This is a genomic window from Acinetobacter sp. GG23, assembly GCF_057766365.1.
On the sequence record NZ_JBYMDJ010000001.1, the window covers coordinates 595,409 to 620,559 of the forward strand.

The following is a 25,151-nucleotide window of genomic DNA, read 5'->3' on the forward strand; positions in this document are numbered from 1 at the left end:
CAAGTATTCGTTAAACTTTAATGGCAATTTGATGATATAAATTAACACTTGGATTTACCTCAAGATGCCTGTACCGCAAATACATAGAATTGTCATTAATTCGCCTTAAAGTGATTGGTGCATGCAGCTTTTTCCGTTATAATTTGGCGTTTTAAATTTTTAAGCCCGGTGTATTGGGGCAGTTCATCTTCTATGAAAATGCTCGGTATACTTCTAGCCAATACGAAATATGGAGTGACTTGGTTGTGAGTACTCGTTTTATGACATCAGCTGAAATTCGTGAAGCATTTTTGCGTTACTTTGAATCGCAAGGGCATACACGTGTCGCGTCGAGTTCACTTGTACCCGCCAACGACCCGACTTTATTGTTTACCAATGCCGGGATGAACCAGTTTAAAGACTGCTTCCTGGGCTTGGAAAAACGTGATTATGTTCGCGCGACATCGTCACAAAAGTGTGTACGTGCCGGTGGTAAACACAACGACTTGGACAACGTCGGTTATACCGCACGTCACCACACCTTCTTTGAAATGTTGGGTAACTTCTCATTTGGTGATTACTTTAAACGTGATGCCATTAAATTTGCCTGGGAATTCCTGACGGGCGACGAATGGTTAGCCCTTCCTAAAGATAAACTCTATGCCACTGTTTATCACACCGATGATGAAGCTTTTGACATCTGGAACAAAGAAATTGGTCTAGATGCCAGCCGCATTATCCGTATTGGTGATAACAAAGGCGAAAAATACGCATCAGATAACTTCTGGGCAATGGGCGACACCGGTCCTTGTGGTCCATGTTCTGAAATTTTCTTTGACCATGGCGACCATATCTGGGGTGGTTTACCAGGCACACCAGAAGAAGATGGCGACCGTTTCATTGAAATCTGGAACAACGTATTCATGCAGTTCAACCGTACTGCAGATGGCGTATTGCATGAACTCCCTGCGCCTTCGGTTGATACCGGTATGGGCTTGGAACGTATTTCTGCAGTTTTACAACACGTAAACTCAAACTACGAAATCGACTTATTCCAACACCTACTCAAATCAGCTGCAGAAATTATTGGCATGGATACCACTGCCATTGAAGCTGAAGCAGCTGAGAAAAACACGCCGGTTCAATATCCTGCGTCTTTAAAAGTTGTAGCGGATCACGCACGTTCATGTTGCTTCCTGATTGCTGACGGGGTAAATCCTTCTAACGAAGGCCGTGGCTATGTACTGCGTCGTATTATCCGTCGTGCTGTTCGTCACGGTAACAAATTAGGTGCAACTGGTTCATTCTTCCATAAAATGTTGCAACCTTTGATTGAAGTGATGGGCGAAGCTTATCCTGAACTTGCCGCGCAACAAGCACGCATCGAAGCACAATTACTGAAAGAAGAAGAGCAATTTGCGAAAACTTTAGAGCAAGGTTTGAAATTGCTTGAAGGCGAATTGGCTCAACTTAAAGGTAACGTGATTCCGGGTGAAACCGTATTCAAACTGTATGACACTTATGGATTCCCGACTGACTTGACTGCTGACATTGCACGTGAACGTGATTTAAGCATTGATGAAGCTGGCTTTGAAGTTGAAATGGCTGCGCAGCGCCAACGTGCACGTGATGCAGGTAAATTCGCAATTGATTACAACTCGATTGTAAATGTCGACAGCGAAACTCAATTCGAAGGCTATGAAGCCACTCAAGGTCAAGGTCAAATTGTTGCGATCTATAAAGATGGCGAACAGGTTGAAGAAGTGGTTGAAGGCGATGAAGCTTTAATCGTACTCAACCAAACCCCTTTCTACGCAGAAAGTGGTGGTCAAATCGGTGATACAGGTATCTTTAAAAATGATACCGGTATTTTCGAAGTTCAAGATACCAAGAAATCAGGTGCTGCATTTGTACACCAAGGTATCGTGACCATGGGCACCTTAAAAGCGACCCAGTCTGTTGAAGCAATTGTAAAAGCAGATATCCGCGCTGCAACCGCACGTAATCACTCGGCAACTCACCTTTTACATGCTGCGCTTCGTCAAGTGTTGGGTTCACATGTACAACAAAAAGGCTCATTGGTTGCCAGCGACATTTTACGTTTTGACTTTGCCAACGACCAACCGGTTACGTTCGAACAGCTTCAGCAAGTAGAACGCTTGGTAAATGCAGAAGTGATTGCCAATACTGCAGTATCCACTGAACTTTTAGACATTGAATCCGCCAAAGAAAAAGGCGCGATGATGTTGTTTGGTGAAAAATACGGTGACGAAGTACGTGTATTGTCCATGGGTTCAATCATTGAGGAGAAAAACTTCTCGATCGAACTATGTGGTGGTATCCATGTGAAACGTACCGGTGATATCGGCTTGTTCAAAATCACTTCTGAAGGTGGTGTGGCAGCAGGTATACGTCGTATTGAAGCGGTAACAGGTACTAAAGCAGTTGAAATGGTGCAAAAAACTGATCGTGATGTTCAATACATCAACAGTTTATTAAAAGCACAAAATCATCAAACGGTAGAAAAAGTTGAAGCTGTAGTAGACACTGCACATCAACTGCAAAAACAAATTGAACAATTGAATCAAAAACTTGCGAACTTCCAAGCAGCTGAACTTTTAAGCCAAGTTCAAACTATTGCCGGTCGTTCGACATTGATTACCACTGTACAAAACATGGATGCGAAATCACTTCGCAACCTGCATGACGGTGTGAAATCTAAATTAGACAATGCAGTGATCGTGCTTGCGGGTCTAGAAGGCGACAAAGTTAGCCTTATTGCCTCTGTTGCAAAAGATTTTACTGCCAACATTAAAGCAGGTGACATCATCAAACACTTGGCTACCGAACTCGGTGGTAAAGGCGGTGGTAAACCTGACTTGGCACAAGGTGGCGCGCCACTTAACGAGAAGTTTGCAACAGTGATGGTAGATTTAACTGCCTGGCTTGAGGCAAAATAAGACTTCACTTTTTGTGTAACGGACCCTGATAGCTATATCAGGGTCATGGCTTTTATGGAACAACTATGGCATTAATCGTTCAAAAATATGGCGGTACCTCTATGGGTACTCCGGAGCGCATTTTAAATGTTGCTCGTCGTGTAAAGCGCTGGCATGACCATGGCCACAAGGTAGTGGTCGTAGTTTCGGCAATGAGTGGCGAAACCAATCGCCTACTTGCTTTAGCGAAGGCCATTACCGAAATTCCTGATCCGCGTGAACTTGACCAAATGGTCTCTACAGGTGAACAGGTTACGATTTCCATGTTAGCGATGGCACTTAACTCTATCGGTGTTGAAGCAAAGTCGCTCACTGGTCGCCAGGTTGGCATTAAAACTGACAGTGCATTCACTAAAGCGCGTATCGAAGCCATTGATACTGATGTTTTAACTGAAAATCTAGATGCAGGTCGCGTGCTGGTTGTTGCTGGCTTCCAAGGCTTTGATGAACAAGGCAATACCACCACTTTAGGTCGTGGTGGCTCAGACACTTCCGGTGTTGCACTTGCTGCTGCACTCAAAGCAGATGAATGTCAAATTTACACAGATGTAGATGGTGTTTATACCACTGACCCTCGTGTTGCACCTAAAGCAAAAAAAGTTGATCGTATTTCTTTTGAAGAAATGCTTGAAATGGCATCTTTAGGTTCTAAAGTTCTTCAAATTCGTTCAGTTGAATTTGCTGGTAAATACCAAGTGCCTTTACGTGTATTATCAAGTTTTGATAATGACAATGATGGCGCATTTGACGAAGACTTTAAACAAAACGTCGGCACTCTTATTACTACTGAATTGGAAGACAACATGGAACAGCCAATTATCTCTGGTATCGCATTTAACCGTGACGAAGCAAAATTAACGATTCTAGGTGTACCTGATGAACCAGGTATTGCAGCTAAAATCTTATGTCCAATTGGTGATGCCAACGTTGAAGTGGATATGATTATCCAAAACGTTGAAGAAGACGGTACAACCGATTTCACATTTACAGTGAACCGTAGTGAATTAACCAAAGCCAAAACAATTCTTGAAAATACCGCGAAAAAAATTGGTGCACGTGAAGTTGCAACTCGCTCAGATATCGTAAAAGTATCGATTGTGGGTGTTGGTATGCGTTCACATGCTGGCGTGGCAAGTAAAATGTTTACTGCTCTAGCTGAGGAAGGCATTAATATTTTGATGATCTCCACCTCAGAAATTAAGATTTCCGTGATCATCGAAGAAAACTACTTAGAGCTTGCTGTACGTACCCTTCACACTGCTTTCGGTTTAGACCGTGAACATGGCGAATCAAGCGTACGTACATAATATCGGAAAAGATGTCAAAAATTGTCATTGTTAGACACTTTTTAAAAAAGTAGAAAAAAACAGAGCCACTATAGTTTTTCTTATAATGGCTCTGTTATATTAGCCCTGTGCTTTTAAGAAAATTTTAACAAAAAGGTATATAGGACGAAGTTTGTCACATTGCTTTGTTAAAATTTTCTTTGATATTTAAGGTTGTGGTTTTTACATTTTAGATCAATTGCAGGTTTAGCATTTTGCAAGGAGATAAACATGCTGATTCTGACTAGACGTGTCGGAGAAACATTAATGATTGGGGACCAGGTCAGTGTAACTGTACTTGGTGTTAAAGGAAATCAAGTTCGTATTGGCGTAAATGCTCCAAAAGAAGTATCCGTTCATCGTGAAGAAATTTACCAACGAATTCAACATGAACGCGCTATGCACGAACATCTTCAACATCTCGATCAAGATTATCAACCTTCTTTTGAAGAAGATAATTTCCCACAGAATACCCAGAATGACTTTAATCGTTAAAAATTAAATGTTTTTTCCCTAAAGCGGCTTACATAAGCCGCTTTAAATTTATCTGGCTATTCGTTTTTAGTTTTGTTCAAGCAAAGCCAGGGCTTTTTTCACTGGCGCATAACTGCGACGATGCTGATCAATAACACCATGTTGCTCAATCGCCTCAAAATGGGCTTTGGTTGGATAACCTTTATGTTTAGCGAAACCAAAGTGCGGATACTGCTGATCAAGTTCTACCATCTGATGATCACGCGTGACTTTGGCTAAAATGCTGGCAGCTGAAATTTCTGCATGTAAGGCATCGCCACCCACTATTGCATCACAGCTCATCATTAATCCTAGTGGAACTTTATTACCATCCACCAGTACATGTTCAGGTTGAATGCTTAAAGCCTCTACAGCGCGACGCATAGCCAATAATGATGCCTGAAGAATATTAATCTCATCAATTTCTTTATGACTTGCTTCAGCAATAGCCCAAGCCAAGGCTTTCTCCTGTATTTCTACAAATAACTTTTCACGTTTTTTTTCAGTGAGTTTTTTTGAATCATTTAAGCCCTCAATAGGATTATTGGGATCTAAAATGACTGCAGCTGCAACAACTGAACCTACAAGTGGACCACGTCCTGCTTCATCTGCACCAGCAATTTTCATAATTTGTCTGCCTACCTAAAAAAAGAGGCTGAACAAGTCAGCCTATTTATTACTTTATTAACGATTATTGCACTGCTTCCGCAACACAGGCATTAATTTTTTTAGTCACTGCATTTGAAACAATGGTATTACGTGCCGCCGGGTCAATTGCTGCGGTTGCCAAATCTACCGCTGTTACACTTTGCGGTGCTTTTTCACTAACGCAACCACAAATTTCAGATTGAATATTTTGTTTTTGAGTTGCAGTCATCAATTTAGTGGCCGTTTGCCATGCCGCAATATTATTCAACTCAGTTGTACATTTTGCATTGATGGCAATTTTAAGTGCAGCATTACCCAGTTGCTGAGTTGCGGATTGCGTACCTGTTGCACCCGCTGTACCTGTCGTTGTGCCAGTTGACATACATGCACTAAGAGCTAAAGTTAAAGGTGCAAGCACAGCAATTAATTTTTTCACAGTTAAATCCTTTGTTATAAAATCTGTTGGGCATATTCTGCCGAAACTTTCCCCTAGAAGAAATCTATATTTCAAATGAATTTTCCATGTGCGGCTTGTCTGTCTAAAAACCATGCAGCTTTCAGCGTTGCAAGAATTATACGCTTCGTTCCATCTTCCCCATTTTTTTAAATATGTTATTTGATTAGGATACGCACACTTATAAATTACATGTTGGTATAACATGACAAACACTTCACCATACTATACGCGTACAGCCCAAATGCTTCATTGGCTGATGGCTATTATTTTTATTGCCGCATGGTTAATTGGTTTTTATAGCGGAAATTTTTTAAGCTATGATGTGAATGGTAGTTTTAAAGGTCAAGTCATCACCTTACATAAGAACATCGCGACAACAATTATATTTCTGGTATTGATTCGTCTGTTTTGGCGCTATACCCACCCTGTTCCACAACTGCCAGACACTATGTCGCCATTCATGAAAATTTTGGCACATCTTGGGCATTTGGCTTTATATTTAATGTTGCTTGCGTTACCGATTACCGGCTGTTTGTTTAGCTGGAGTGCCGGACATCCTGCACCTGTTTTATATTTATTTGAAATTCCGCGTCTTGTTCAAGATAATCCCGAACTTTTAGCCATTGTTAAGCCTGTACATATTTATTTGTCGTGGTTTGCCGGTTTTCTGGTGATAGGTCATATTGCCGCTGCGTTAAAACATCATTTTATAGATAAAGACAATATTTTACGCAGTATGATGCGACAAGAAAAATAGTAAACCTATTTCAGGACTAGACACATTCAATAAAAAAAGCCGCATTCTTTTCACAGATGCGGCTTTTTCTTGTGTTCAAGCTTATTTCAGGGCTGCTTGAGCACAACCCTTCACGCTATTTAAAACGGCTTGTTTAATCAGACTATCTTTTGCAGCTTCGCTGACGGATGCCATCGCCAAATCTTTCGCAGACACATCATTCAGCGCATTGTCACTGACACAACCACAGATTTGTCTTTGCACAGAACTTTGACGCTCCATACTCATAAATAAGGCAGCTGATTGCCAGATTTTTGAATCATTCAATTCACTTTTACATGCCTGCTCTACCACTGGCTTTAACATTTTCTGGGTTAAAGTAGAGTTTTTATCCATTGCAAAAACTGCTACAGAACCAATCAACAAAGCAATAACAACTATCCAGCAAAGACTCTTTTTCAAAATATAACCTAACGCTTTACACGCAATATTCTTTACATAATAATTGAGCAGATTAATGAATAAATCTACTCAATCTTGAAGTACTTTTTAAAAGAAAAGATTAGGCCAAAGCATCAATCTGTTGAAACCATTTTTGTTTTTCTGCATCAGAAATAAATGATGCTTCGAACGAATTTTTAGCCAATTGCTTCAGTTCATTATTGGATAAATCTAAAGCTTCAGCAATCGCAATAAAGTTGTCGTTCATATATCCACCAAAATATGATGGATCATCTGAATTTACAGTTACATGCACACCTTGTTGCAATAAACGACGAATATTATGTTTTGCCATATCATCGACGACGCAAAGCTTTAAGTTACTTAAAGGACACACCGTTAAAGGCATTTTTTCAGCAATTAAACGTTGCATCAGTTTCGGATCTTCTTCTGAACGTACTCCATGATCCACTCGATTTACTTTAAGCAGATCTAAAGCCTCCCAAACGTATTCAGCTGGACCTTCTTCACCGGCATGCGCTACCACTAAAAAGCCTTCTTCACGTGCTTTGGCAAATACTCGTTCAAATTTAGCAGGTGGATGCCCTACTTCGCTTGAATCCAGCCCTACAGCAATAATTTGATCTTTAAAGGGCAAAGCTTGTTCTAAGGTTTTAAATGCCGCTTCTTCACTTAGATGGCGCAAGAAACACATAATTAAATGCGATGTAATGCCGAATTTTGCTTTTGCCTCATCACAGGCACGTTGCAAACCATTGATGACTACTGCAAATGCAATCCCACGATCAGTATGTGTTTGTGGATCGAAGAACATTTCAGTATGCACGACTTTATCTGCAGCGCACTTTTCAAAATATGCCATCGCCAGATCATAAAAGTCTTGTTCGACCACCAAAACATTTGCACCTGCATAATAAATGTCGAGGAACGATTGCAGGTTATGGAAATTATAGGCCTGCTTCACTTCATCTACAGATTTATACGGAATATCAATATGGTTACGTTGAGCAATGGCGAACATCAGTTCAGGCTCAAAAGTCCCTTCAATATGTACGTGTAACTCTGCTTTTGGCAGCGCTTGGATAAGCTCAATCTGATTCATATTTTATCCTTATAAAACTTTTTTCAAAAAATAAAAAAGGGTGCAAACTTGAGTTTACACCCTACTGTGAATTTGGTGAGTTAGCCACCAAATGCAGCAAATTTCAATGCCCAAAGTGCAGCAACAATCCATACCATATATGGAACAGTTTTCGCTTTACCTGTAAATAGTTTGATCAACGCATAGCTGATGAACCCCATTGCAATACCATCTGCAATTGAATAAGCAAATGGCATAAATACAATGGTCAAAAACGCAGGTACTGCTTCAGTAATATCATCCCATTCAATATGAACGATACCCTGAATCATCAATACACCGACAAATAGCAATGCAGGTGCTGTAGCAAAACTTGGCACTGACTGCGCAAGTGGTGCTAAAAACAGGCATAACAAGAACATAATGCCCACTACAACCGCTGTTAAGCCAGTACGACCACCTGCCGCAACACCAGCAGATGACTCAATATAAGGCGTTGTTGAAGATGTACCGAGTGCCGCACCTGCAACAATTGCTGTTGAGTCCGCAAACAGTGCTTTTTTCAAACGCGGTAATTTGCCATCTTTTAATAAACCTGCACGGTGCGATACACCCACCAAAGTTCCTGTTGAGTCGAACAAATCGACCAGGAAAAATACAAAAATGACTCCGACCAGGCTTGCAGTAAACAAACCTTCAAAGTCCATTTGCAAGAATGTTGGAGCAAGAGATGGAATTTGTCCTACCACACCTTGGAACTGGTTATAACCCAATGCTGTAGCAATGGCAGTAATCACTAAAATACTGATAATAATTGCGCCACGCACCTTAAACTGGTGCATTACTACAACCATTAAGAAGCCAAGCAAAGCCAGAAGTACTGAAGGTTGTTTTAAATCACCCAAACCGACTAAGGTTGCAGGGTTATCAACAATAATACCGGCATTTTTTAAGGCAACCAGCGCAAGGAACATACCAATACCGCCACCAATTGCCAGTTTTAATGACATTGGTATCGCATTGACAATGGCTTCACGAATTTTAAACATGCTGATGGCAATGAATACCAAGCCTGAAACAAATACCGCAGCAAGTGCAGTTTGCCAAGGCACGCCCATCCCCATACATACTGAATAGGTAAAGTAAGCATTCAAACCCATACCCGGCGCGAGTGCAATTGGATAATTTGCAATAAGTCCCATCACCAAACAACCGATTGCGGCTGCCAGACAGGTTGCAACAAAAACAGCTCCATGATCCATGCCTGTTTCGGACAAAATCATTGGATTGACAATAATGATGTAACACATCGTTAGGAAAGTGGTTACACCTGCAAGAACTTCTGTACGAAAACTGGTTTTGTTTTCGCTTAACTTAAATAAGCGTTCAAGCATATTCTCTGAAGATGGATTAGGAGTCGTCATGACTTTACCCCGGTAAGTAAACTTTATGCTGTCAGCACGCTATAAAATTAATGATCTGCTAAATTGAATCATCATTAATTTTATAGATATCCAAGCAATTGATATGCCATATTTTAATTTTAAAACAAGTAGATTGAACAACTTTTCATCGGGTATAAAACAGCCAGATGACAAAAACTGTAAAACAAAAAAGCTGCATAAATGTTATGCAGCTCTACTTGTTTCAAATAAATCATATACTTAAAAAATAAATAGAATGATTTAATTATGGTCGCGGCAAATTATAGCACAATGATTTTTTATTGTTTCTAAAATTTATTATTCTATAAAGTTCAACAAGATATCTATCGTTTTAAATTTATTAATCAGCATTTAACGACTAAAGTTAACTGGATTTAGCAGTAAAGTGAGCTGAAGAATGAACTGAAACGGGTTCACTGTCATTATTAAGAATAAGATTATGGAGAGGGGCATCGACAATATTGAATGACTGATGGGCATCCTGCATCAGCTGATTAACTTCTTTCTTTTTTTTCATTTCCGAATCCTGATAGACCCAATATCCGAGCACTATCACGGCAAAAATGATGATGGAAATTAATAACTTATTCATAAGAAAATTTTATTATTTAGAAAGCTTTTCATCATCATAACAAATAACCACAATAAAGTGTGATTAAAATCACACTTTTAAAATCATCTTTTTTACTTTAATATCCATATTTAATAATTAAATACGTTATTTCTAAACCAAAAAATCCCGATCAGTTTCAGGATTTTTATGACTAACCCAAACAAACTTAAGCCGCGGGTTGTTTATCACGCTTAAATACCAATTCACCGTTGAGTGAACTTTCAGCATCAAAATAATAACCTTCGCTATTAAATGACTTTAAGTCTTCCGCCTGATTTAACTGGTTTTCGATAATATATCGCGCCATCAAACCGCGTGCTTTTTTGGCATAAAAACTAATGACTTTGTATTTTCCATTTTTTTGATCAAGAAAAACTGGCTTAATAATTTCGGCCTTAACTTTGCGTTCAATGATCGATTTATAATATTCATCAGACGCAATATTCACCAATAATTCCGAATTCGCCTGCTCTAGATCATCATTGATTAAGTGGGTAATTCGATCGCCCCAGAATTGATACAAGTTATGACCACGCGGATTGTTCAATTTGGTGCCCATTTCTAAACGATACGGCATCATCAAGTCTAAAGGACGCAATAAACCATAAAGCCCAGACAACATACGCAAATGATTTTGTGCAAATTCAATATGTTGCTCATTCAGATTATAGGCATCTAAACCGGTATACACATCTCCTTTAAAGGCAAATAAAGCCTGACGTGAGTTAGAAAAGTTTAACTCAGATTGCCAGTCATTGAAGCGTTCAACATTCAATTTGGCAATTTTTTCACTCACGCTCATTAAACTGGATAAATCTGCAGCAGTCAGTTTACGACTTACGTCTATAAGTTCTTGTGAATGTTCCAGCAATCTTGGTAAGGTATACGTATCAGTGGGTAATGCAGATTCATAATCTAAAGTCTTGGCAGGAGAAACTAGGGCGAGCATAAACAACCTGATCAAAAAATAATTAAACAGACTATAACAGTAGACTTATTTTATTTCCAATCTGTGTTTTTACTGAACATTATCGGTAAAATACCTCATTCTCCTGTTATTCATCGGTTGTTATATGTCCGAGCAAATTTTCATTCAAGGTCCTGCTGGTCAACTTGAAATTTTTGTTGATTATCCTCAGGGTGAAGTGAAAGGATTCGCGATTGTATGTCATCCCCACCCATTGCAGGGCGGAACGCCGCAGCATAAGGTCCCCACACTTCTTGCTCAAATGTTTCTTGAACGCGGTTGTATTGTGTATCGTCCTAGTTTCCGTGGTTCAGGCCAAAGTGAAGGCTTGCATGATGAAGGTTTTGGCGAAACTGATGATGTTCTAGAAACCATTAAACAAATTCGCAACAAGCATATCAACCTGCCTTTTTATGCCGGCGGCTTTAGTTTTGGTGCCCATGTCATGGCGAAAAGCTACCACAGTCTGCAAGATGAAATAAAGCCTAAACAATTGATTTTATGCGGTTTACCCACAGCAACCGTGGCAGGTTTACGTCATTATGTTACCCCCGCTATCAAAGGTGATATTTTGTTTATTCATGGGGAAGCCGATGAAGTTACTTTATTGTCAGATTTGATTGAATGGGCAAAACCACAACGTCATTTATTGACGATTCTGCCGGGTGCAAACCACTTTTTTACTGGATATTTAAAGCAATTGCGTATCGCGATTTCACGCTATCTGGTGGCTTAACTGCCTCTTAATAAACAACTCAGCAGTGCCATTGCGTGCCAAATCAATTTTGGCCTATGCTGATATTTATTTATTGGAAAAAGACTTAGAATACTTCTGAGTCTTTTTCTTAGTGTCTAAAAGAAAAATTCTCTATCAAACTTCCTCCCAACTGCATACATATCTCAAAAATTTCTTAAAAAGCTATTATTCCCCTTATTTTCAATAAATTACTTCCTTTATTTCAATAATATAATAAAATGCTAAACAGCTTAATATTTAAGCTTTATTGCAATTCATAACATAATCCATGAATAATATAATCACTGCATGAGTCGGATAAGGCTCCTGTTTAGACGTAAATTTGATTGCTGTTTTAAAGGGATATTATGAAAACTATTTTTGGGATTATTGCGCTTAGCTTGTTCTGTTCTTCAGCTATGGCACAAAATATTGAAGGTGTTTGGCGCTATATGGATGATAAAACAGGGGAAGCCAAGGGTTTGGTTAAAATTGAGCAGCAAGTCGATGGCACATACGCAGGTAAGGTACTCAAAGCCACTCCTCGCCAAGGCTATACACCAAAAGAATTTTGTACCAACTGCCCTGCACCTTATACCAATCAGCCTATTATTGGTATGCAAGTCATTAGTAACTTGAAGTCTGTCGACCAAGTTAACTATACAGATGGAAAAATTCTCGATCCTGTCTCAGGAAAAATTTACAAACTTAAAGGCAAACTCAATGCTTCTGGGAAAAAATTATTTCTCCGCGGCTATATGGGGGTTTCTGCCGTTGGACGCAGCCAAACTTGGCTCCGTGTGGAATAAAATGCCAATGAAAGTATAATATTAATAATCAGTTTTACTCAAAATGATTGATTTTTATATTATTAATTTAATACTGTTGATCTCAAGTAAAAAAGTGGCAGATATCACACCTGAGCTATATCTGCCACTTTTAATTTTTACCCTGAAAATTCAGCTTAAATTAACCTTTCCATTCAAACCCACTAAATGATTCATCTTCTTTCAAAGTGTTTTCAACCGCTTGCGCCAACTGGTTCAATAAACTTTGTTCAGTAATCCGATCTAGCCAATCCTGCGCTTCATCTGGGTACGAAGTAATTTCACAGACTAAATGCCCTTCTGCATCATGACTCTGGCAAGTGACCGATAAAGGCAAGGATTGATTGTCTACACTAACCGCAACCTGATCACCACTTTGTGACAAGGTTTGAAAACCATATTGCCCTAATTCTTTAGATAAAAGATCTGCGACATATTCCTGAGTCACATGACAATCATTGGACTGCTGCGACACATGGTTATGCTTTTCACAGTTTGCAGTAAATTGTAATTTTCTCATCTTTCTATCCAAAGGCATTCTTGTTGTATGGTTTTAGAATAAGCAATAAAAACAAAACAGCCAAGCAAAAGCTTGGCTGTTTTCTGATAAATATACAAAATTAGACTAATTACTCACTGACTAGAATCTCTAATCCGGCTTGATTGGTCAATTCAGTGAAGGTCGGGAAACTGGTGGCTACCGTTTCTGTACCAACAATTTTGATTTCACCGGAGGTACGCAAGCCTGCCATACTAAAACTCATGGCAATACGATGGTCATGATGTGATTCTATTTCACCGCCAGTGAAAATTGCAGACCAGTCACCTGATTTACCCTTACCTTCAATGATGATGCCATCATCGGTTGGTGTGCAGTCGATACCCATGGTTTGCAAACCATCAGCCATCACCTGAATACGGTCTGACTCTTTTACGCGAAGTTCAGCAGCACCGGTCAAAATGGTTTGGCCTTCTGCACATGCAGCCGCGATAAATAGTGCCGGAAATTCATCAATCGCCAATGGCACCTGATCTTCCGGCATATGAATACCTTTTAAAGTACGCGAGCCTTTGATACGCACATCTGCAATTGGCTCACCACCAGCAATACGTTCATTTTCCACCGTTAAATCTGCACCCATTTGTTTCAGAATTTCAATGATACCGGTACGCGTTGGGTTAATCCCTACCGCTTCTAAAGTAACATCAGAACCTTCGGTAATAGCTGCACCGACCATAAAGAACGCCGCAGATGAAATATCGGATGGCACTTGGATATCGGTACCCACCAACTTGCCGCCACCTTGCAATGAAATGCGGTTACCTTCCGTTTTCACCTCATAACCGAATGCACGAAGCATACGCTCAGAGTGATCACGGGTCGGTTCTGGCTCTGTCACTGAAGTTTCACCATTTGCCCAAAGACCTGCCAGTAAAATACCTGATTTTACCTGAGCCGATGCCATAGGTAAGTCGTAGTGAAAACCTTTAAGGTTTTGGCTACCGGTAATTGATACTGGTGGTGTACCGCGTTCACCTGTGGTTTGAATCTGTGCCCCCATTTCACGTAACGGTTTAGCAATACGTTCCATTGGACGTTTCGACAGCGATGCATCACCGGTCATCACAGAATCAAATTTTTGTGCACACAACATTCCGGCGAGCAGACGCATTGATGTACCCGAGTTACCCATGTATAAGGCACTTGCAGGTGCTTTCAAACCATTCATACCGACACCATGAATAGTCACTTCACCATTTTTAGGCCCTTCAATGCTGACACCCATATCACGGAATGCTTGAAGCGTTGCCAATGCATCTTCACCTTCCAAGAAACCGGTCACGTGCGTGGTACCTTCAGCAATCGCACCAAACATGATGGAACGGTGTGAGACAGATTTATCCCCTGGCACGGTAAATTTACCTTGGAATTTTTTAGCACCCGGCAAAATGGTAAATTGTTGTGTCACTTTATCGTTCTCCATCAAAGGTTTCTTAGAAAGCATATGATTAAAATGCTGACGTGCCGCTTGGGCATGTTCAAGCAATCCTATTAATGCTTTGGAATCTTCATTTTCAATCAGTTTGCGGATTTGAGTCAGTTGTAGCTCAAAACCATCGACCGCATTTAAAATCGCTTTTTTATTGGCAAAAAAGATGTCATGCCACATCTGTGGATCACTGGCGGCAATGCGTGAAAAATCGCGGAAGCCCCCGGCAGCATAACGGAAAATGTCGAGATTATCTTCACGGTTGGCCAGTTGCTCAACCAGGTTGAAGGCCATTAAATGCGGAAGATGGCTAGTATGGGCCAGCACTTCATCATGCTTGTCCACATCCATACAAATCACTTCTGCTTTTGCAGCTTGCCACAGTTGAATCAGTTTATCCACGGCCCAGTCGCTACTCGTAGGTAGCGGTGTCAAAATGACTTTATGGTTGGCAAATAAATCAACTTTACCTGCATGTACACCAGTATGTTCTGCACCTGCAATTGGGTGACCCGGTACAAAACCTTCTGGCAGGTTTTCACCATATACCGCTTTTGCAGCATCGACTACATTGCCTTTGGTGCTACCGACATCGGTAATGATGGTTTTTTCTGACAGATACGGCTGGATAATTTCCAGTACTTTTTGCGTTGCGCGAACCGGCAAAGCCAAAACCACCAGATCGGCACCTTGCACGGCATCGACAGGATTGCTATAGCCTTCCTGAATCAAGCCAAGTGCTTTTGCATCATTCAGGGTTTTTTGCGAACGCGTTGAGGCAACAATTTGCTTTGCCAATTTTTCAGCAATCATCACACGAGCCAAACTTGAGCCAATCAGCCCAAGCCCAATAAAGGCAACTTTTTCAAACAGTGGCTGAGACATGACTTAGGCTTTTTCCTCTACCGCACTGCTGGTCAAATCCAATACTTTGCCAAGTGCTGTCAAGAACTTGGCATTTTCAGCTTCAGTACCAATCGATACACGAAGATGATTTGGAATTCCAACTGGACGCACAATGACACCTTCTTTCAACAATGCAGTGAAAGTCTGCGCAGGGTCAGCCTGTACATCGACTAAAATAAAGTTAGCGCGTGAAGGCACATAATTTAAACCTAGCGCATCAAAGCCTTGCTCTAATTGCTTCATACCCGCTTTATTGACAATACGCGATTGTTCAATAAAATCTTCATCTTTCAATGCGGCTACAGCTGCGACCATTGCCAGATGATTGACATTAAACGGCTGACGGATACGGTTCAGGTAATCGGTCACTTCTGTCGATCCCAAGGCAAAACCAACACGTAATGCTGCCAAGCCATAACATTTAGACAAGGTACGGCTGACAATAATGTTTGGATATTGTTCTAAGAATTTCAGGCTATTAAAGTTTTCGGGGAAATATTCCACATAGGCTTCATCCAGAACCACAATCACATTAGCCGGAACTTTTTGCATGAAGGCTTCAAATTCAGCTTCTTCAAACCAAGTTCCCGTCGGATTGTTTGGATTGGCAATAAATACAAGTTTGGTATTGTCTTTAATTGCCGCTGCCATAGCATCCAAGTCATGGGCAAAGCCTTTTGCAGGCACTTCAATCGCTTCTGCATTAATCGCTTGAGTCACCAAAGCATATACCGCAAACGCATGCTGGCTATACACTACAGAATCGCTTGAAGAAACGAATGCACGGGCAAACATTTCAAGCAAGTCGTTTGAACCATTCCCTAAAGTAATCCGGTCAGCAGTCACAGCAAATTGTGCCTGAATCTGGTCTTTTAAGATAAAACCGCCACCGTCCGGATATCGTCCGATTTCTGCCAGTTCAGCAGCCACAGCCTGTTTGACTTTATCAGAACAGCCCAACGGATTTTCGTTTGAGGCCAATTTAACAATATCAGTAATCTCTAACTCACGCTCAAGTTCACTAATGGGTTTACCTGGTTGATAAGGCTTTAACTTTGAGATTCCTTCATTGGCAGGGACAAACGACATGTTACTCTTCCAGTTATTTCAAGTGATAAACGTGGTCAACCTCACTTTAAAATTGACCACTGCTTTAATGGGTAAGATTTACAGTACTGCAATCGGGTAAGAACCCAAGACTCGAACTTCTTTCACCAAAGGACGAATTTCTTCAATTGCCGCTTTGACGTTTTCTTGTTCCACATGACCCTCAAGATCAATAAAGAATACATAGGCCCATTTTTCTGGCAATGCAGGACGAGTTTCAATACTGGTCAAGCTAATATTGTGTTTGGCAAATGGCGCCAGAATTTCCAGCAAAGCACCGGCACGGTCATGTGCAGAAATCAGCAATGAAGTTTTATCATTGCCACTTGGTGGTACTTTTTCACGCCCAATCACCAAGAAACGCGTGGTATTTTCAGGATTATCTTCAATGTTGCCGTGCAGGATTTCTAAATCATAAAGGCTGGCAGCCACTTCAGATGCAATCGCAGCCGAATGCCATTCATTGCGAATACGGCGTGCCGCTTCGGCATTTGAACTTAAGGCAACACGTTCAACGCCGGGATAGTGTGCATCTAACCAGCCACGGCATTGTGCCAGTGTTTGCTGATGGGCATAAATCTGTTTGATGCTGTCTTTACGGGTATTAGATGACACTAAGAATTGGTGATGAATACGCAATTCAACTTCACCAATTACATTTAAATGTGAGGCTTTAAAGCAATCTAAAGTATGGTTGACCACGCCTTCAGATGAATTTTCAACTGGCACTAAACCATAATGCGCACTACCTGCTTCGACTTCACGAAACACTTCATCAATGGTTGGCAAGGGACGGACAATCGCATCTTGCCCAAAATGTTTAAGGACTGCTGAATGAGTAAAAGTGCCAACCGGACCCAAGAATGCAATACTTTGCGGAGCTTCAAGCGCCAAGCAGGCCGACATGATTTCACGGAATAAACGTGCCATGGTCACATCAGATAACGGCCCTTCATTACGCTGCATAACATTACGTAAAACTTGCGCTTCACGTTCAGGACGGTAAAACATCGGATTCTCTTCAGAAGCAAATTTTGCTTTTGCCACTGCTTCTGCCAATTTCGCTCGACGATTGATAAGTTGTTGAATCTGCTGATCTACAGAATCAATATCCTCACGAATTTGAGCAAGGTCAAGAGAAGTCTTTGTGTTTTGATCGTCGTTGATCATTGTTATGTCGCCCTTCGAAAACATTATGCAAACAGTATAACAATAGTTAGCTTTCAATTGTTACGCAATAAGACTTTGATTGATTCAGTCTTAAAAACATACAGTTGATTTAATCATCAACTATCTTGTTACTCATTTTGAAATGAATTATTAAAATTAATCAGCTTTTGCCAATTGAGTCAAAACTTGGCAGCAGGCGTATATTTTTAAATCTGAAATAGTGATGCATATTTTATGTCATTTGGTTAAATGAATTTATCGGTATTTGCAAATAAGCTCATATTTTAAAGCGCTTAATCCCCATTCTTTCTCTATAGATTTTTCTGTTTCAGTTAGATTAATTGGCAGATTTGATCATTGTGAAAAATACAGGTTTACTTGATGTTAAAAGATCAATGTCAGGACTGACATAAAAATCAAAACAAAGTTAAAAATAAGTTTAAGGATAGTCAATGAGTCATTACGCACAGCGCCCATGGGAAAAACATTTACCTGCATCATTACATGGCTACCAACTTCAGCCTGAACAGGTACGATCTAACCTTGCAGAGTTACTGTCACATACCACAGCACACTTTCCTCAATCACCGGCATTTAGTGTGGTCTTGTCAGTAGGCTTAAGCAAAACTTTAACTTTTCAGGAAATTGATGATTTATCGACGGCATTTGCCAATTATTTACAACATCATCTACATCTTAAAAAAGGCGATGTAGTCGGTCTGCAAATGCCAAATTCGTTGCAATACCCGATTGCAGTATTTGCATGCTGGAAAGCGGGGCTCATTATCACCAACATCAATCCGCTTTATACTCCACGTGAGCTTGAATACCAATTGACAGACAGTGGCACAAAAGCACTAATCGTTTCGGAGTTATTTTTAGCGACTTTAGAACAGGTCATTCAAAAAAATCCTCAACTTAAATCGCTTGCATTGGTCACAGCAAGTTTAAGTGAGTTTTTTGATGAGCCTTATAAAGGAATGATTGCACAAAAAATGCAGGCAGATGCCGAAACTCAAAATCGTTCCCTACAACCCTCCATTAACTATTGCACCTTTTTCGATGCTTTGGAGATAGGCAAAACTTTAGACACCTATACTCCAATTCATCATGATATTGCTTTGTATCAATATACCGGTGGTACCACTGGACGTAGCAAAGGTGCGGTGATCAGTCATCAAAATGTAGCTTCATTGGTCAAAATCACCGGTGATTATTTACGTGCGCATCAATCTGAATTTAACAATCAGGACTGCATTTTAACTGCCATTCCGCTGTACCATATTTTTGCTTTTAGTGTAAATTTTCTGATGTTCTTTGAAGGTGGTTCACATAATTTACTGATTCCATCACCACGCCCAGTCAGCAATTTAAAACCCGCTTTTGAGAATTTTAATGTTACTTGGCTAACAGGGGTAGATACTTTATATGCAGGTCTTTTGGCAGAGGACTGGTTTGTACAAAATCCACCAAAACTTACCTGTGCGATTTCAGGTGGAACGGCACTTCGCCCTGCAACTGCTGAAAACTGGAAGGTCAAAGTCGGCACAATTATTGAAGGTTTTGGCATGACTGAAACCAGTTGTGCAGCGTTACTGCATCCCCCGATCAGTGAAATTCGCCAAGGTTCTGTCGGTTTCCCACTCCCCGGCTCAGACATTAAAATTGTGAATGCAGAAGGTCAGGAAGTTCCATTGGGTCAAGCCGGTGAACTTTGTGTGAAAGGACCACAAATTGTCTTGGGTTATTTAAACCGCCCAACTGAAACCGCTGAAACTTTTGTAGATGGCTGGTTACATACTGGCGATATCGCAAAAGTTGATGAAGATGGGTTTTGTTACATTTTAGACCGCAAGAAAGATATGGTGATTGTTTCAGGTTTTAATGTTTATCCTAATGAAATTGAAGCCATTCTTGTAGAACACCCTGATGTCATTGAGGCTGCAGTTATTGGCATACCGGATAAACAAACAGGTGAATCAGTTAAAGCTTTTGTTGCGTTAAGCAACCCTCATCTTTCTATTGATGACATTTTAAAGCACTGCAAAGAAAACCTGACGGCCTATAAAATCCCAAAATTCATTGAGATACTAAGTGAATTACCCAAGTCAACCGTCGGAAAAATTCTACGTGCTGAACTTCGACAAACAGAGCAACAAAAAAATATCGCTTAGATTCGAATCATTACACGCTTAAATCCGGCCCTGAAGCCCTGTCTTCGGGGCTTTTCCTTTTGCAATAGCTCTTTACCAAAGTGCATCACAAAAGTTTAAGCTTTAATCTATATTCTTTTAATAAAGCAATTCGGAGAATAATAATGTCAAAAAGAATCGCCGTTTTAGTGACTCATGATTTTGAAGATATCGAATACTCAGAACCTGTACAGGCCTTTCGCGCAGCCCGTCATAGCGTTTTAAATATTGAAAACAGAGCAGGCAATATTGTCTACGGTAATAAGCGTAAATTTGCAGTGACTATCGACCAAAGTATAGATGATGTTTCAGTGCATGATTTTGACGCCTTACTTATTCCTGGTGGCCATTCACCTGACCGACTGTGTAATGATGATCGTTTTATTCATTTTATACGTAATTTTGCCCATGCAAAAAAGCCAATAATGAGTATTTGTCATAATCCCCAGCTACTGATTACCGCAAAAGTAGTTAAAGGACGATTAATGACTACGCTTAAAACTTTCGCTACTGATCTGATCAATGCGGGTGCGGTGTATTACGACGTAGAAGTCGTGAATGACAATAATTTGTATATCTCTTCACGTTCGCCTGAAGATTTACCCGCCTTTATCGAAGAAAGCCTGATGGTATTGAATCAATAAAAAAGAGCCATCTGGCTCTTTTTTATTGTATGGATTAACGCCCCAACATACTGCGAGCCACAATCTCTTTCATAATCTCATTGGTTCCACCGTAAATGCGCTGAATACGGGCATCAACAAAGAAACGTGAAATTGGATATTCAGTCATATAACCATAGCCACCGAACAGTTGTAATAGGTTATCAGCAATTTTCATTTGCATATCCGTTGCAAAACTTTTTAGTGCCGCAGCAGTTTCTACATCGAGTTTACCTTGCATGTAGAGTTCAACATTTTGGTTATAAAACGCGGCTGTCGCCAGTTCATCAATTTTCGCTTGTGCCAAAACAAAGCGGGTATTCTGAAATTGACTAATTGGCTGACCAAACGCTTGACGCTCTTTTACATAAGCAACAGTGACATCAATTGAACCACGAATCGCACCCATCGCTGTTGAGGCAATCGCTGTACGTTCACGTGGTAACTCTTGCATTAAATAGGCGAAACCTTGACCCGGCTGACCGAGTAATTGATCCTTTGGCACTTGGATATTATCAAAGAATAATTCGGAGGTATCTTGCGAATGCAAACCAATTTTGTTCAGGTTGCTGCCCTTTTTAAAACCTTCCAAATGTGTATCGAGTAGCAATAAGGACACACCTTTTGCACGTGCTTGCGGGTCAGTTTTTGCGGCCAATATCACTATATCTGCATGTTGACCATTTGAAATAAAGGTTTTCGAACCATTTAAAAGGTAATAATCACCCTGAAAAATGGCATTGGTACGCATAGCTTGCAAATCTGAACCTGCTCCCGGTTCAGTCATGCCAATGGCACCGACCACTTCACCAGAAACCATTTTCGGCAACCAGTATTGCTTTTGCTCTTCACTACCAATATGCAAAATATACGGCGCTGCAATTTCAGAATGACAGGAAATACCGGTAGATAATGCGCTAAACCCTGCGCGTGCAGACTCTTCAACCAGCATCAGTGAATAATGGGTTGGAACGCCGTAACCACCATATTCCTCAGGTACATCGACACACAAGAAACCATTTTCGCCCAATGCATTCCAGATCGAACGCGGCATAATGCCTTCTTGCTCCCACTGTTCATAATGAGGTGCAACATGTTCATTCATAAAACGTTTAAAATTATCGCGAAACAGTTCTAAATCTGCATCATAAGCCAACATATAGCATCCTTGTATGTGGTTGTTGTATTTATTCCTCTCCCCCCATCCTATTCATTTTATAAAGATCTGTCATGTTCTATAGCCTCCCTATTTCATGACTTTTGGGTCAATAAAAAAGGAAGCCGAAGCTTCCCTTTTAAGGTCAAAGAGAATTAAGCGTGGGGCTTAACTTCTTCTTCCATCATGTTATCAATTTCAGCTGGATTTGCTAATGCATAATCAAGCTTGTCTTTATCTAATTGTCCGACCCATTTTGCAACCACTAAAGTTGCCAATGAGTTACCCACCAGATTAGTCAATGCACGCGCTTCTGACATGAAACGGTCAATACCGAGAATCAATGCCAGACCTGCAACCGGAATATGTCCTACCGCAGACAAGGTCGCAGCCATCACAATAAAGCCAGAACCTGTTACACCCGCCGCACCTTTAGAAGAAATCAATAACACTACAAGTAATGTAATTTGATGTTCAACATCTAACGGCGTATTGGTTGCTTGAGCAATAAAGATTGCAGCCATGGTCAAGTAAATAGACGTACCATCCAGGTTAAATGAATAACCTGTTGGAATGACCAGACCCACCACCGACTTTTCCGCACCCGCAAGTTCAAGCTTCTTCAACATACGTGGCAATACTGATTCTGAAGATGATGTACCCAGTACAATCAGCAGCTCTTCACGAATCAGGCGAATCATTTTCATGATGCTAAAGCCTGAGATACGCGCAATCGTTCCTAAAACTAGGAAAATAAACAGCAGACAAGTAATGTAGAAACAGATGATTAACTGGGCCAACTGCGCCAGTGAACCAATACCGTATTTACCAATAGTAAATGCCATCGCACCAAACGCACCAATCGGCGCTAACTTCATAATCATGTTTACGATATTGAAGAATACATGGGCAATTTGGTCGACCAGTTTCAATACTGGTTTACCGGCATCACCAAGTTTATGCAGCGCAAAACCGAACAGAATAGCGAAAAGCAATACTTGTAGAATTTCACCTTCAGCAAATGCACCCACCACCGTATTCGGGATGATATTCATCAGGAAATCGAGAGTCGATTGCGATTGGCCTGATTCTACATATTTAGAAATACCTGAGGTGTCTAAAGATGCAGGATCAATATTCATACCTACACCCGGCTTGGCAATATTAATTACCAATAAACCGATGAGTAAGGCAATGGTTGATACAATCTCAAAGTAAAGTAAAGCAACGCCACCAGTTTTACCTACTGACTTCATGCTTTCCATACCAGCAATACCGCTGACCACTGTACAGAAGATTACTGGGGCGATGATCATTTTAATCAAACGAATAAAAGCATCACCTAAAGGTTTAAGTTGTTCACCTAAGCCTGGAACATATTGCTCTGCACCATTAATTATTTGCGTTCCGCTTGGCGAAAAGTGACCCACCAGAATACCCGCAATAATGGCAACAATCACTTGAAAATAGAGTGACTTATAAATTGGTTTTTTAGCCATGACATTACTTCACGATATATTTCTAAATAAGAAATATTCAGTTTTTGTCTATTTTCAACAAATAAACAGCCCAAAACCCTTTTGCCAAGCAAAAGAGCACCAAAGCATTGAATTCATTCAATACTGAACAATAATACGTATTATAAATGTGATTAAAACCACGATATTCTGAACTTTTCCAAATTCAAAACTGTTAGATAAGCAGGATTGAAATGCAACAAAGGTCTAACATAGGTCAAATTTTACCTAATTTTTTAGCTTTTGTTCTCCCTTATTTGTTAATTAGACTAAATAATCGCCTATTTTTTATTAGACATTGGTCTAAACTCGACCCATCAAGTTTTGTTTGAATTCAGCTGAAATATTTCTATCAACTTTATAAAATAACCGCATACTTATTTTACTTGCCTATTTAAAGTTAGTCTTATGCAAACCAAAAGAAATATCTACAAAGATTTTGAACATCCTTTCGCACAATATGTCCGTATTGTAGGTAAAGGAAAAAATGGTGCACGTTCGCTTAGCTATGAAGAGGCTTATCAAGCCTTTAGCATGATCTTAAAAGATGAAGTGCTGGATGTTCAGCTCGGTGCTTTTTTAATGCTGTTACGCGTTAAAGAAGAATCTGTAGATGAACTTGCCGGTTTTGTACAAGCCACCCGTGATCAACTCAATTTTAAAAACTTAGAGGTTGACTTAGATTGGTCATCTTATGCAGGTAAGCGCAAGCATTATCCATGGTTTTTACTGGCTGCCCTGACTTTGGCACAACAGGGCTATAAAGTGGTGATGCATGGTGCATCAGGCCATACCATTAACCGTCTTTATACTGAACAGGTATTGGAATACCTCGGTTATGCTATTTGCCAAAATGACACAGATGTGGAACAACAATTACAACAACGCAATTTTGCCTATCTTCCTTTAGAAGCAATTTCACCTATTTTAAGTGACTTGATTGCCTTACGTAACGTGATGGGCTTACGCTCCCCAATTCATACCCTTGCCCGTTTGATTAATCCTTTTAATGCCAAAGCAACGCTGCAAGCGATCTTCCATCCTGCCTATCGCGGTTCGCACCAGCAAGCTGCTTTTAAGCTAGGCTATAATAATAGTGCGGTCATTAAAGGTGAAGGTGGTGAATTCGAACGCAATCCCGATGCTAAAACTTTAATCTGCGGCATTAAAAATGGTGAGCTATACGAGCACGAATTACCTAAATTGACTGAAAACCGGAGCCCGATTGAAGAAGAACTGAATTTGGCAGTTTTTAAAGCCGTTTGGGAAGGTAAGCAAAGTCATGAATATGGTGAAATTGCCGTGACTGAAACCATTGGGATTGCCTTATATACAATGGGAGCATGTGCTTCTTTTGATGATGCAATGTTAAAAGCCAAAGAGCTTTGGGTGAAACGTCTCCAAGTTATTTGATTGGGTATGTCGATAAATGCCTGAGCAAGTGATGCGCTATTTTTCCTTATTGTTTTTTAGACGTTAAAATAGCATTTAATCACATGAGATCGGCAGGATGCCGATTTTTGTACTCATGATACAGGGATGTATCATGAGTACAACAAAGGGTTTTGTTTATTTTTGCCCTGTCAAAAGTAAAACTTGCCTATGCAAAGCCATTTGAAGACTTGAGGCTTCGTGTGGCCGTGATGTGCTTTAATTTAAGCT

The 25,151-nt window shown here is 40.3% G+C and carries 22 protein-coding genes; 9 read left to right on the forward strand and 13 right to left on the reverse strand.

The window, feature by feature from the left end:
* Window positions 1-245 precede the first annotated feature (245 nt).
* The 3 genes from alaS to csrA all read left to right on the forward strand — a co-directional run bounded on the left by alaS (window position 246) and on the right by csrA (window position 4,798).
* Entirely contained in the window at window positions 246-2,939 is a 2,694-nt protein-coding gene (gene alaS, locus AC3CAU_RS02895; RefSeq protein ID WP_171459139.1) for an alanine--tRNA ligase, read from the forward strand.
* A gap of 65 nt (window positions 2,940-3,004) precedes the next feature.
* The gene (locus tag AC3CAU_RS02900; protein WP_447053292.1) at window positions 3,005-4,285 is read left to right on the forward strand and encodes an aspartate kinase; all 1,281 of its coding nucleotides are present in this window, start codon (window positions 3,005-3,007) and stop codon (window positions 4,283-4,285) included.
* Window positions 4,286-4,534: 249 nt separating this feature from the next.
* A complete protein-coding gene (gene csrA / locus AC3CAU_RS02905; protein ID WP_067723263.1) occupies window positions 4,535-4,798 on the forward strand; it encodes a carbon storage regulator CsrA in 264 nt (87 codons plus the stop codon).
* Window positions 4,799-4,864: 66 nt separating this feature from the next.
* Here csrA and rnhB read toward each other — a convergent pair whose 3' ends face one another.
* A complete protein-coding gene (gene rnhB, locus AC3CAU_RS02910; protein WP_131215842.1) occupies window positions 4,865-5,443 on the reverse strand; it encodes a ribonuclease HII in 579 nt (192 codons plus the stop codon).
* Between the two features lie 64 nt (window positions 5,444-5,507).
* The gene (locus tag AC3CAU_RS02915; protein WP_447053293.1) at window positions 5,508-5,900 is read right to left on the reverse strand and encodes a hypothetical protein; all 393 of its coding nucleotides are present in this window, start codon (window positions 5,898-5,900) and stop codon (window positions 5,508-5,510) included.
* Between the two features lie 223 nt (window positions 5,901-6,123).
* Here AC3CAU_RS02915 and AC3CAU_RS02920 point away from each other — a divergent pair, with 223 nt between their 5' ends.
* Window positions 6,124-6,678, forward strand: coding sequence for a cytochrome b (locus AC3CAU_RS02920; RefSeq protein ID WP_131215846.1), 555 nt, complete (start codon window positions 6,124-6,126; stop codon window positions 6,676-6,678).
* 81 nt (window positions 6,679-6,759) lie between these two features.
* Here AC3CAU_RS02920 and AC3CAU_RS02925 read toward each other — a convergent pair whose 3' ends face one another.
* From AC3CAU_RS02925 to yaaA, 5 genes are all read right to left on the reverse strand, one after another.
* The gene (locus tag AC3CAU_RS02925) at window positions 6,760-7,119 is read right to left on the reverse strand and encodes a hypothetical protein (RefSeq protein WP_250697847.1); all 360 of its coding nucleotides are present in this window, start codon (window positions 7,117-7,119) and stop codon (window positions 6,760-6,762) included.
* A 100-nt stretch (window positions 7,120-7,219) separates the two neighbouring features.
* Entirely contained in the window at window positions 7,220-8,221 is a 1,002-nt protein-coding gene (locus tag AC3CAU_RS02930) for an adenosine deaminase (protein WP_447053294.1), read from the reverse strand.
* 80 nt (window positions 8,222-8,301) lie between these two features.
* Entirely contained in the window at window positions 8,302-9,624 is a 1,323-nt protein-coding gene (locus tag AC3CAU_RS02935; protein WP_424621011.1) for an NCS2 family permease, read from the reverse strand.
* 385 nt (window positions 9,625-10,009) lie between these two features.
* Window positions 10,010-10,237: a hypothetical protein gene (locus AC3CAU_RS02940; RefSeq protein ID WP_131215853.1), complete on the reverse strand. Its 228-nt coding sequence runs from the start codon at window positions 10,235-10,237 to the stop codon at window positions 10,010-10,012.
* Between the two features lie 187 nt (window positions 10,238-10,424).
* Window positions 10,425-11,207 carry a peroxide stress protein YaaA gene (gene yaaA / locus AC3CAU_RS02945; RefSeq protein WP_447053295.1) on the reverse strand — a complete coding sequence of 261 codons (783 nt, stop codon included), beginning with the start codon at window positions 11,205-11,207 and terminating at the stop codon, window positions 10,425-10,427.
* Between the two features lie 124 nt (window positions 11,208-11,331).
* On the opposite strand from yaaA, the gene AC3CAU_RS02950 reads away from it, so the two are divergent.
* Together AC3CAU_RS02950 and AC3CAU_RS02955 are read left to right on the forward strand one after the other, a co-directional pair.
* Window positions 11,332-11,961: an alpha/beta hydrolase gene (locus tag AC3CAU_RS02950; RefSeq protein ID WP_131215857.1), complete on the forward strand. Its 630-nt coding sequence runs from the start codon at window positions 11,332-11,334 to the stop codon at window positions 11,959-11,961.
* Between the two features lie 368 nt (window positions 11,962-12,329).
* Complete coding sequence (locus tag AC3CAU_RS02955) at window positions 12,330-12,770, forward strand: DUF2147 domain-containing protein (protein ID WP_447053296.1); 441 nt, start codon at window positions 12,330-12,332, stop codon at window positions 12,768-12,770.
* 160 nt (window positions 12,771-12,930) lie between these two features.
* On the opposite strand, the gene AC3CAU_RS02960 is transcribed toward AC3CAU_RS02955, so the two are convergent.
* From AC3CAU_RS02960 to pheA, 4 genes are all read right to left on the reverse strand, one after another.
* Entirely contained in the window at window positions 12,931-13,308 is a 378-nt protein-coding gene (locus tag AC3CAU_RS02960; protein ID WP_447053297.1) for a hypothetical protein, read from the reverse strand.
* Between the two features lie 109 nt (window positions 13,309-13,417).
* Window positions 13,418-15,664, reverse strand: coding sequence for a bifunctional prephenate dehydrogenase/3-phosphoshikimate 1-carboxyvinyltransferase (locus tag AC3CAU_RS02965; protein ID WP_447053298.1), 2,247 nt, complete (start codon window positions 15,662-15,664; stop codon window positions 13,418-13,420).
* A gap of 3 nt (window positions 15,665-15,667) precedes the next feature.
* Window positions 15,668-16,774, reverse strand: a complete 1,107-nt coding sequence (gene hisC, locus AC3CAU_RS02970; RefSeq protein WP_447053299.1) for a histidinol-phosphate transaminase — start codon at window positions 16,772-16,774, stop codon at window positions 15,668-15,670.
* A 78-nt stretch (window positions 16,775-16,852) separates the two neighbouring features.
* Window positions 16,853-17,962: a prephenate dehydratase gene (pheA, locus tag AC3CAU_RS02975; protein WP_424621000.1), complete on the reverse strand. Its 1,110-nt coding sequence runs from the start codon at window positions 17,960-17,962 to the stop codon at window positions 16,853-16,855.
* Window positions 17,963-18,414: 452 nt separating this feature from the next.
* Between pheA and AC3CAU_RS02980 the strand changes: the two genes are divergently transcribed.
* Both AC3CAU_RS02980 and AC3CAU_RS02985 read left to right on the forward strand, forming a co-directional pair.
* Window positions 18,415-20,136: a long-chain-fatty-acid--CoA ligase gene (locus AC3CAU_RS02980; protein ID WP_447053300.1), complete on the forward strand. Its 1,722-nt coding sequence runs from the start codon at window positions 18,415-18,417 to the stop codon at window positions 20,134-20,136.
* Window positions 20,137-20,279: 143 nt separating this feature from the next.
* On the forward strand, window positions 20,280-20,798 hold the full coding sequence (locus tag AC3CAU_RS02985; protein ID WP_131215872.1) for a type 1 glutamine amidotransferase domain-containing protein: 519 nt from the start codon (window positions 20,280-20,282) through the stop codon (window positions 20,796-20,798).
* A 34-nt stretch (window positions 20,799-20,832) separates the two neighbouring features.
* Here AC3CAU_RS02985 and AC3CAU_RS02990 read toward each other — a convergent pair whose 3' ends face one another.
* Both AC3CAU_RS02990 and AC3CAU_RS02995 read right to left on the reverse strand, forming a co-directional pair.
* Complete coding sequence (locus tag AC3CAU_RS02990) at window positions 20,833-21,975, reverse strand: acyl-CoA dehydrogenase family protein (RefSeq protein WP_447053301.1); 1,143 nt, start codon at window positions 21,973-21,975, stop codon at window positions 20,833-20,835.
* 152 nt (window positions 21,976-22,127) lie between these two features.
* Window positions 22,128-23,471 carry a dicarboxylate/amino acid:cation symporter gene (locus AC3CAU_RS02995; protein WP_424620994.1) on the reverse strand — a complete coding sequence of 448 codons (1,344 nt, stop codon included), beginning with the start codon at window positions 23,469-23,471 and terminating at the stop codon, window positions 22,128-22,130.
* Window positions 23,472-23,897: 426 nt separating this feature from the next.
* Between AC3CAU_RS02995 and AC3CAU_RS03000 the strand changes: the two genes are divergently transcribed.
* Window positions 23,898-24,902, forward strand: a complete 1,005-nt coding sequence (locus tag AC3CAU_RS03000) for a glycosyl transferase family protein (protein WP_447053302.1) — start codon at window positions 23,898-23,900, stop codon at window positions 24,900-24,902.
* Window positions 24,903-25,151 lie beyond the last annotated feature (249 nt).

Excerpts from the sequence above, each read along its gene's own strand:
- AC3CAU_RS02900 (WP_447053292.1), top strand. The coding sequence starts at position 3,005 with ATGGCATTAATCGTTCAAAAATATGGCGGTACCTCTATGGGTACTCCG.
- csrA (WP_067723263.1), top strand. The coding sequence starts at position 4,535 with ATGCTGATTCTGACTAGACGTGTCGGAGAAACATTAATGATTGGGGAC.
- rnhB (WP_131215842.1), bottom strand. The coding sequence starts at position 5,443 with ATGAAAATTGCTGGTGCAGATGAAGCAGGACGTGGTCCACTTGTAGGT.
- AC3CAU_RS02920 (WP_131215846.1), top strand. The coding sequence starts at position 6,124 with ATGACAAACACTTCACCATACTATACGCGTACAGCCCAAATGCTTCAT.
- AC3CAU_RS02930 (WP_447053294.1), bottom strand. The coding sequence starts at position 8,221 with ATGAATCAGATTGAGCTTATCCAAGCGCTGCCAAAAGCAGAGTTACAC.
- AC3CAU_RS02935 (WP_424621011.1), bottom strand. The coding sequence starts at position 9,624 with ATGACGACTCCTAATCCATCTTCAGAGAATATGCTTGAACGCTTATTT.
- AC3CAU_RS02940 (WP_131215853.1), bottom strand. The coding sequence starts at position 10,237 with ATGAATAAGTTATTAATTTCCATCATCATTTTTGCCGTGATAGTGCTC.
- yaaA (WP_447053295.1), bottom strand. The coding sequence starts at position 11,207 with ATGCTCGCCCTAGTTTCTCCTGCCAAGACTTTAGATTATGAATCTGCA.
- AC3CAU_RS02950 (WP_131215857.1), top strand. The coding sequence starts at position 11,332 with ATGTCCGAGCAAATTTTCATTCAAGGTCCTGCTGGTCAACTTGAAATT.
- AC3CAU_RS02955 (WP_447053296.1), top strand. The coding sequence starts at position 12,330 with ATGAAAACTATTTTTGGGATTATTGCGCTTAGCTTGTTCTGTTCTTCA.
- AC3CAU_RS02960 (WP_447053297.1), bottom strand. The coding sequence starts at position 13,308 with ATGAGAAAATTACAATTTACTGCAAACTGTGAAAAGCATAACCATGTG.
- AC3CAU_RS02965 (WP_447053298.1), bottom strand. The coding sequence starts at position 15,664 with ATGTCTCAGCCACTGTTTGAAAAAGTTGCCTTTATTGGGCTTGGGCTG.
- hisC (WP_447053299.1), bottom strand. The coding sequence starts at position 16,774 with ATGTCGTTTGTCCCTGCCAATGAAGGAATCTCAAAGTTAAAGCCTTAT.
- pheA (WP_424621000.1), bottom strand. The coding sequence starts at position 17,962 with ATGATCAACGACGATCAAAACACAAAGACTTCTCTTGACCTTGCTCAA.
- AC3CAU_RS02980 (WP_447053300.1), top strand. The coding sequence starts at position 18,415 with ATGAGTCATTACGCACAGCGCCCATGGGAAAAACATTTACCTGCATCA.
- AC3CAU_RS02985 (WP_131215872.1), top strand. The coding sequence starts at position 20,280 with ATGTCAAAAAGAATCGCCGTTTTAGTGACTCATGATTTTGAAGATATC.
- AC3CAU_RS02990 (WP_447053301.1), bottom strand. The coding sequence starts at position 21,975 with ATGTTGGCTTATGATGCAGATTTAGAACTGTTTCGCGATAATTTTAAA.
- AC3CAU_RS02995 (WP_424620994.1), bottom strand. The coding sequence starts at position 23,471 with ATGGCTAAAAAACCAATTTATAAGTCACTCTATTTTCAAGTGATTGTT.
- AC3CAU_RS03000 (WP_447053302.1), top strand. The coding sequence starts at position 23,898 with ATGCAAACCAAAAGAAATATCTACAAAGATTTTGAACATCCTTTCGCA.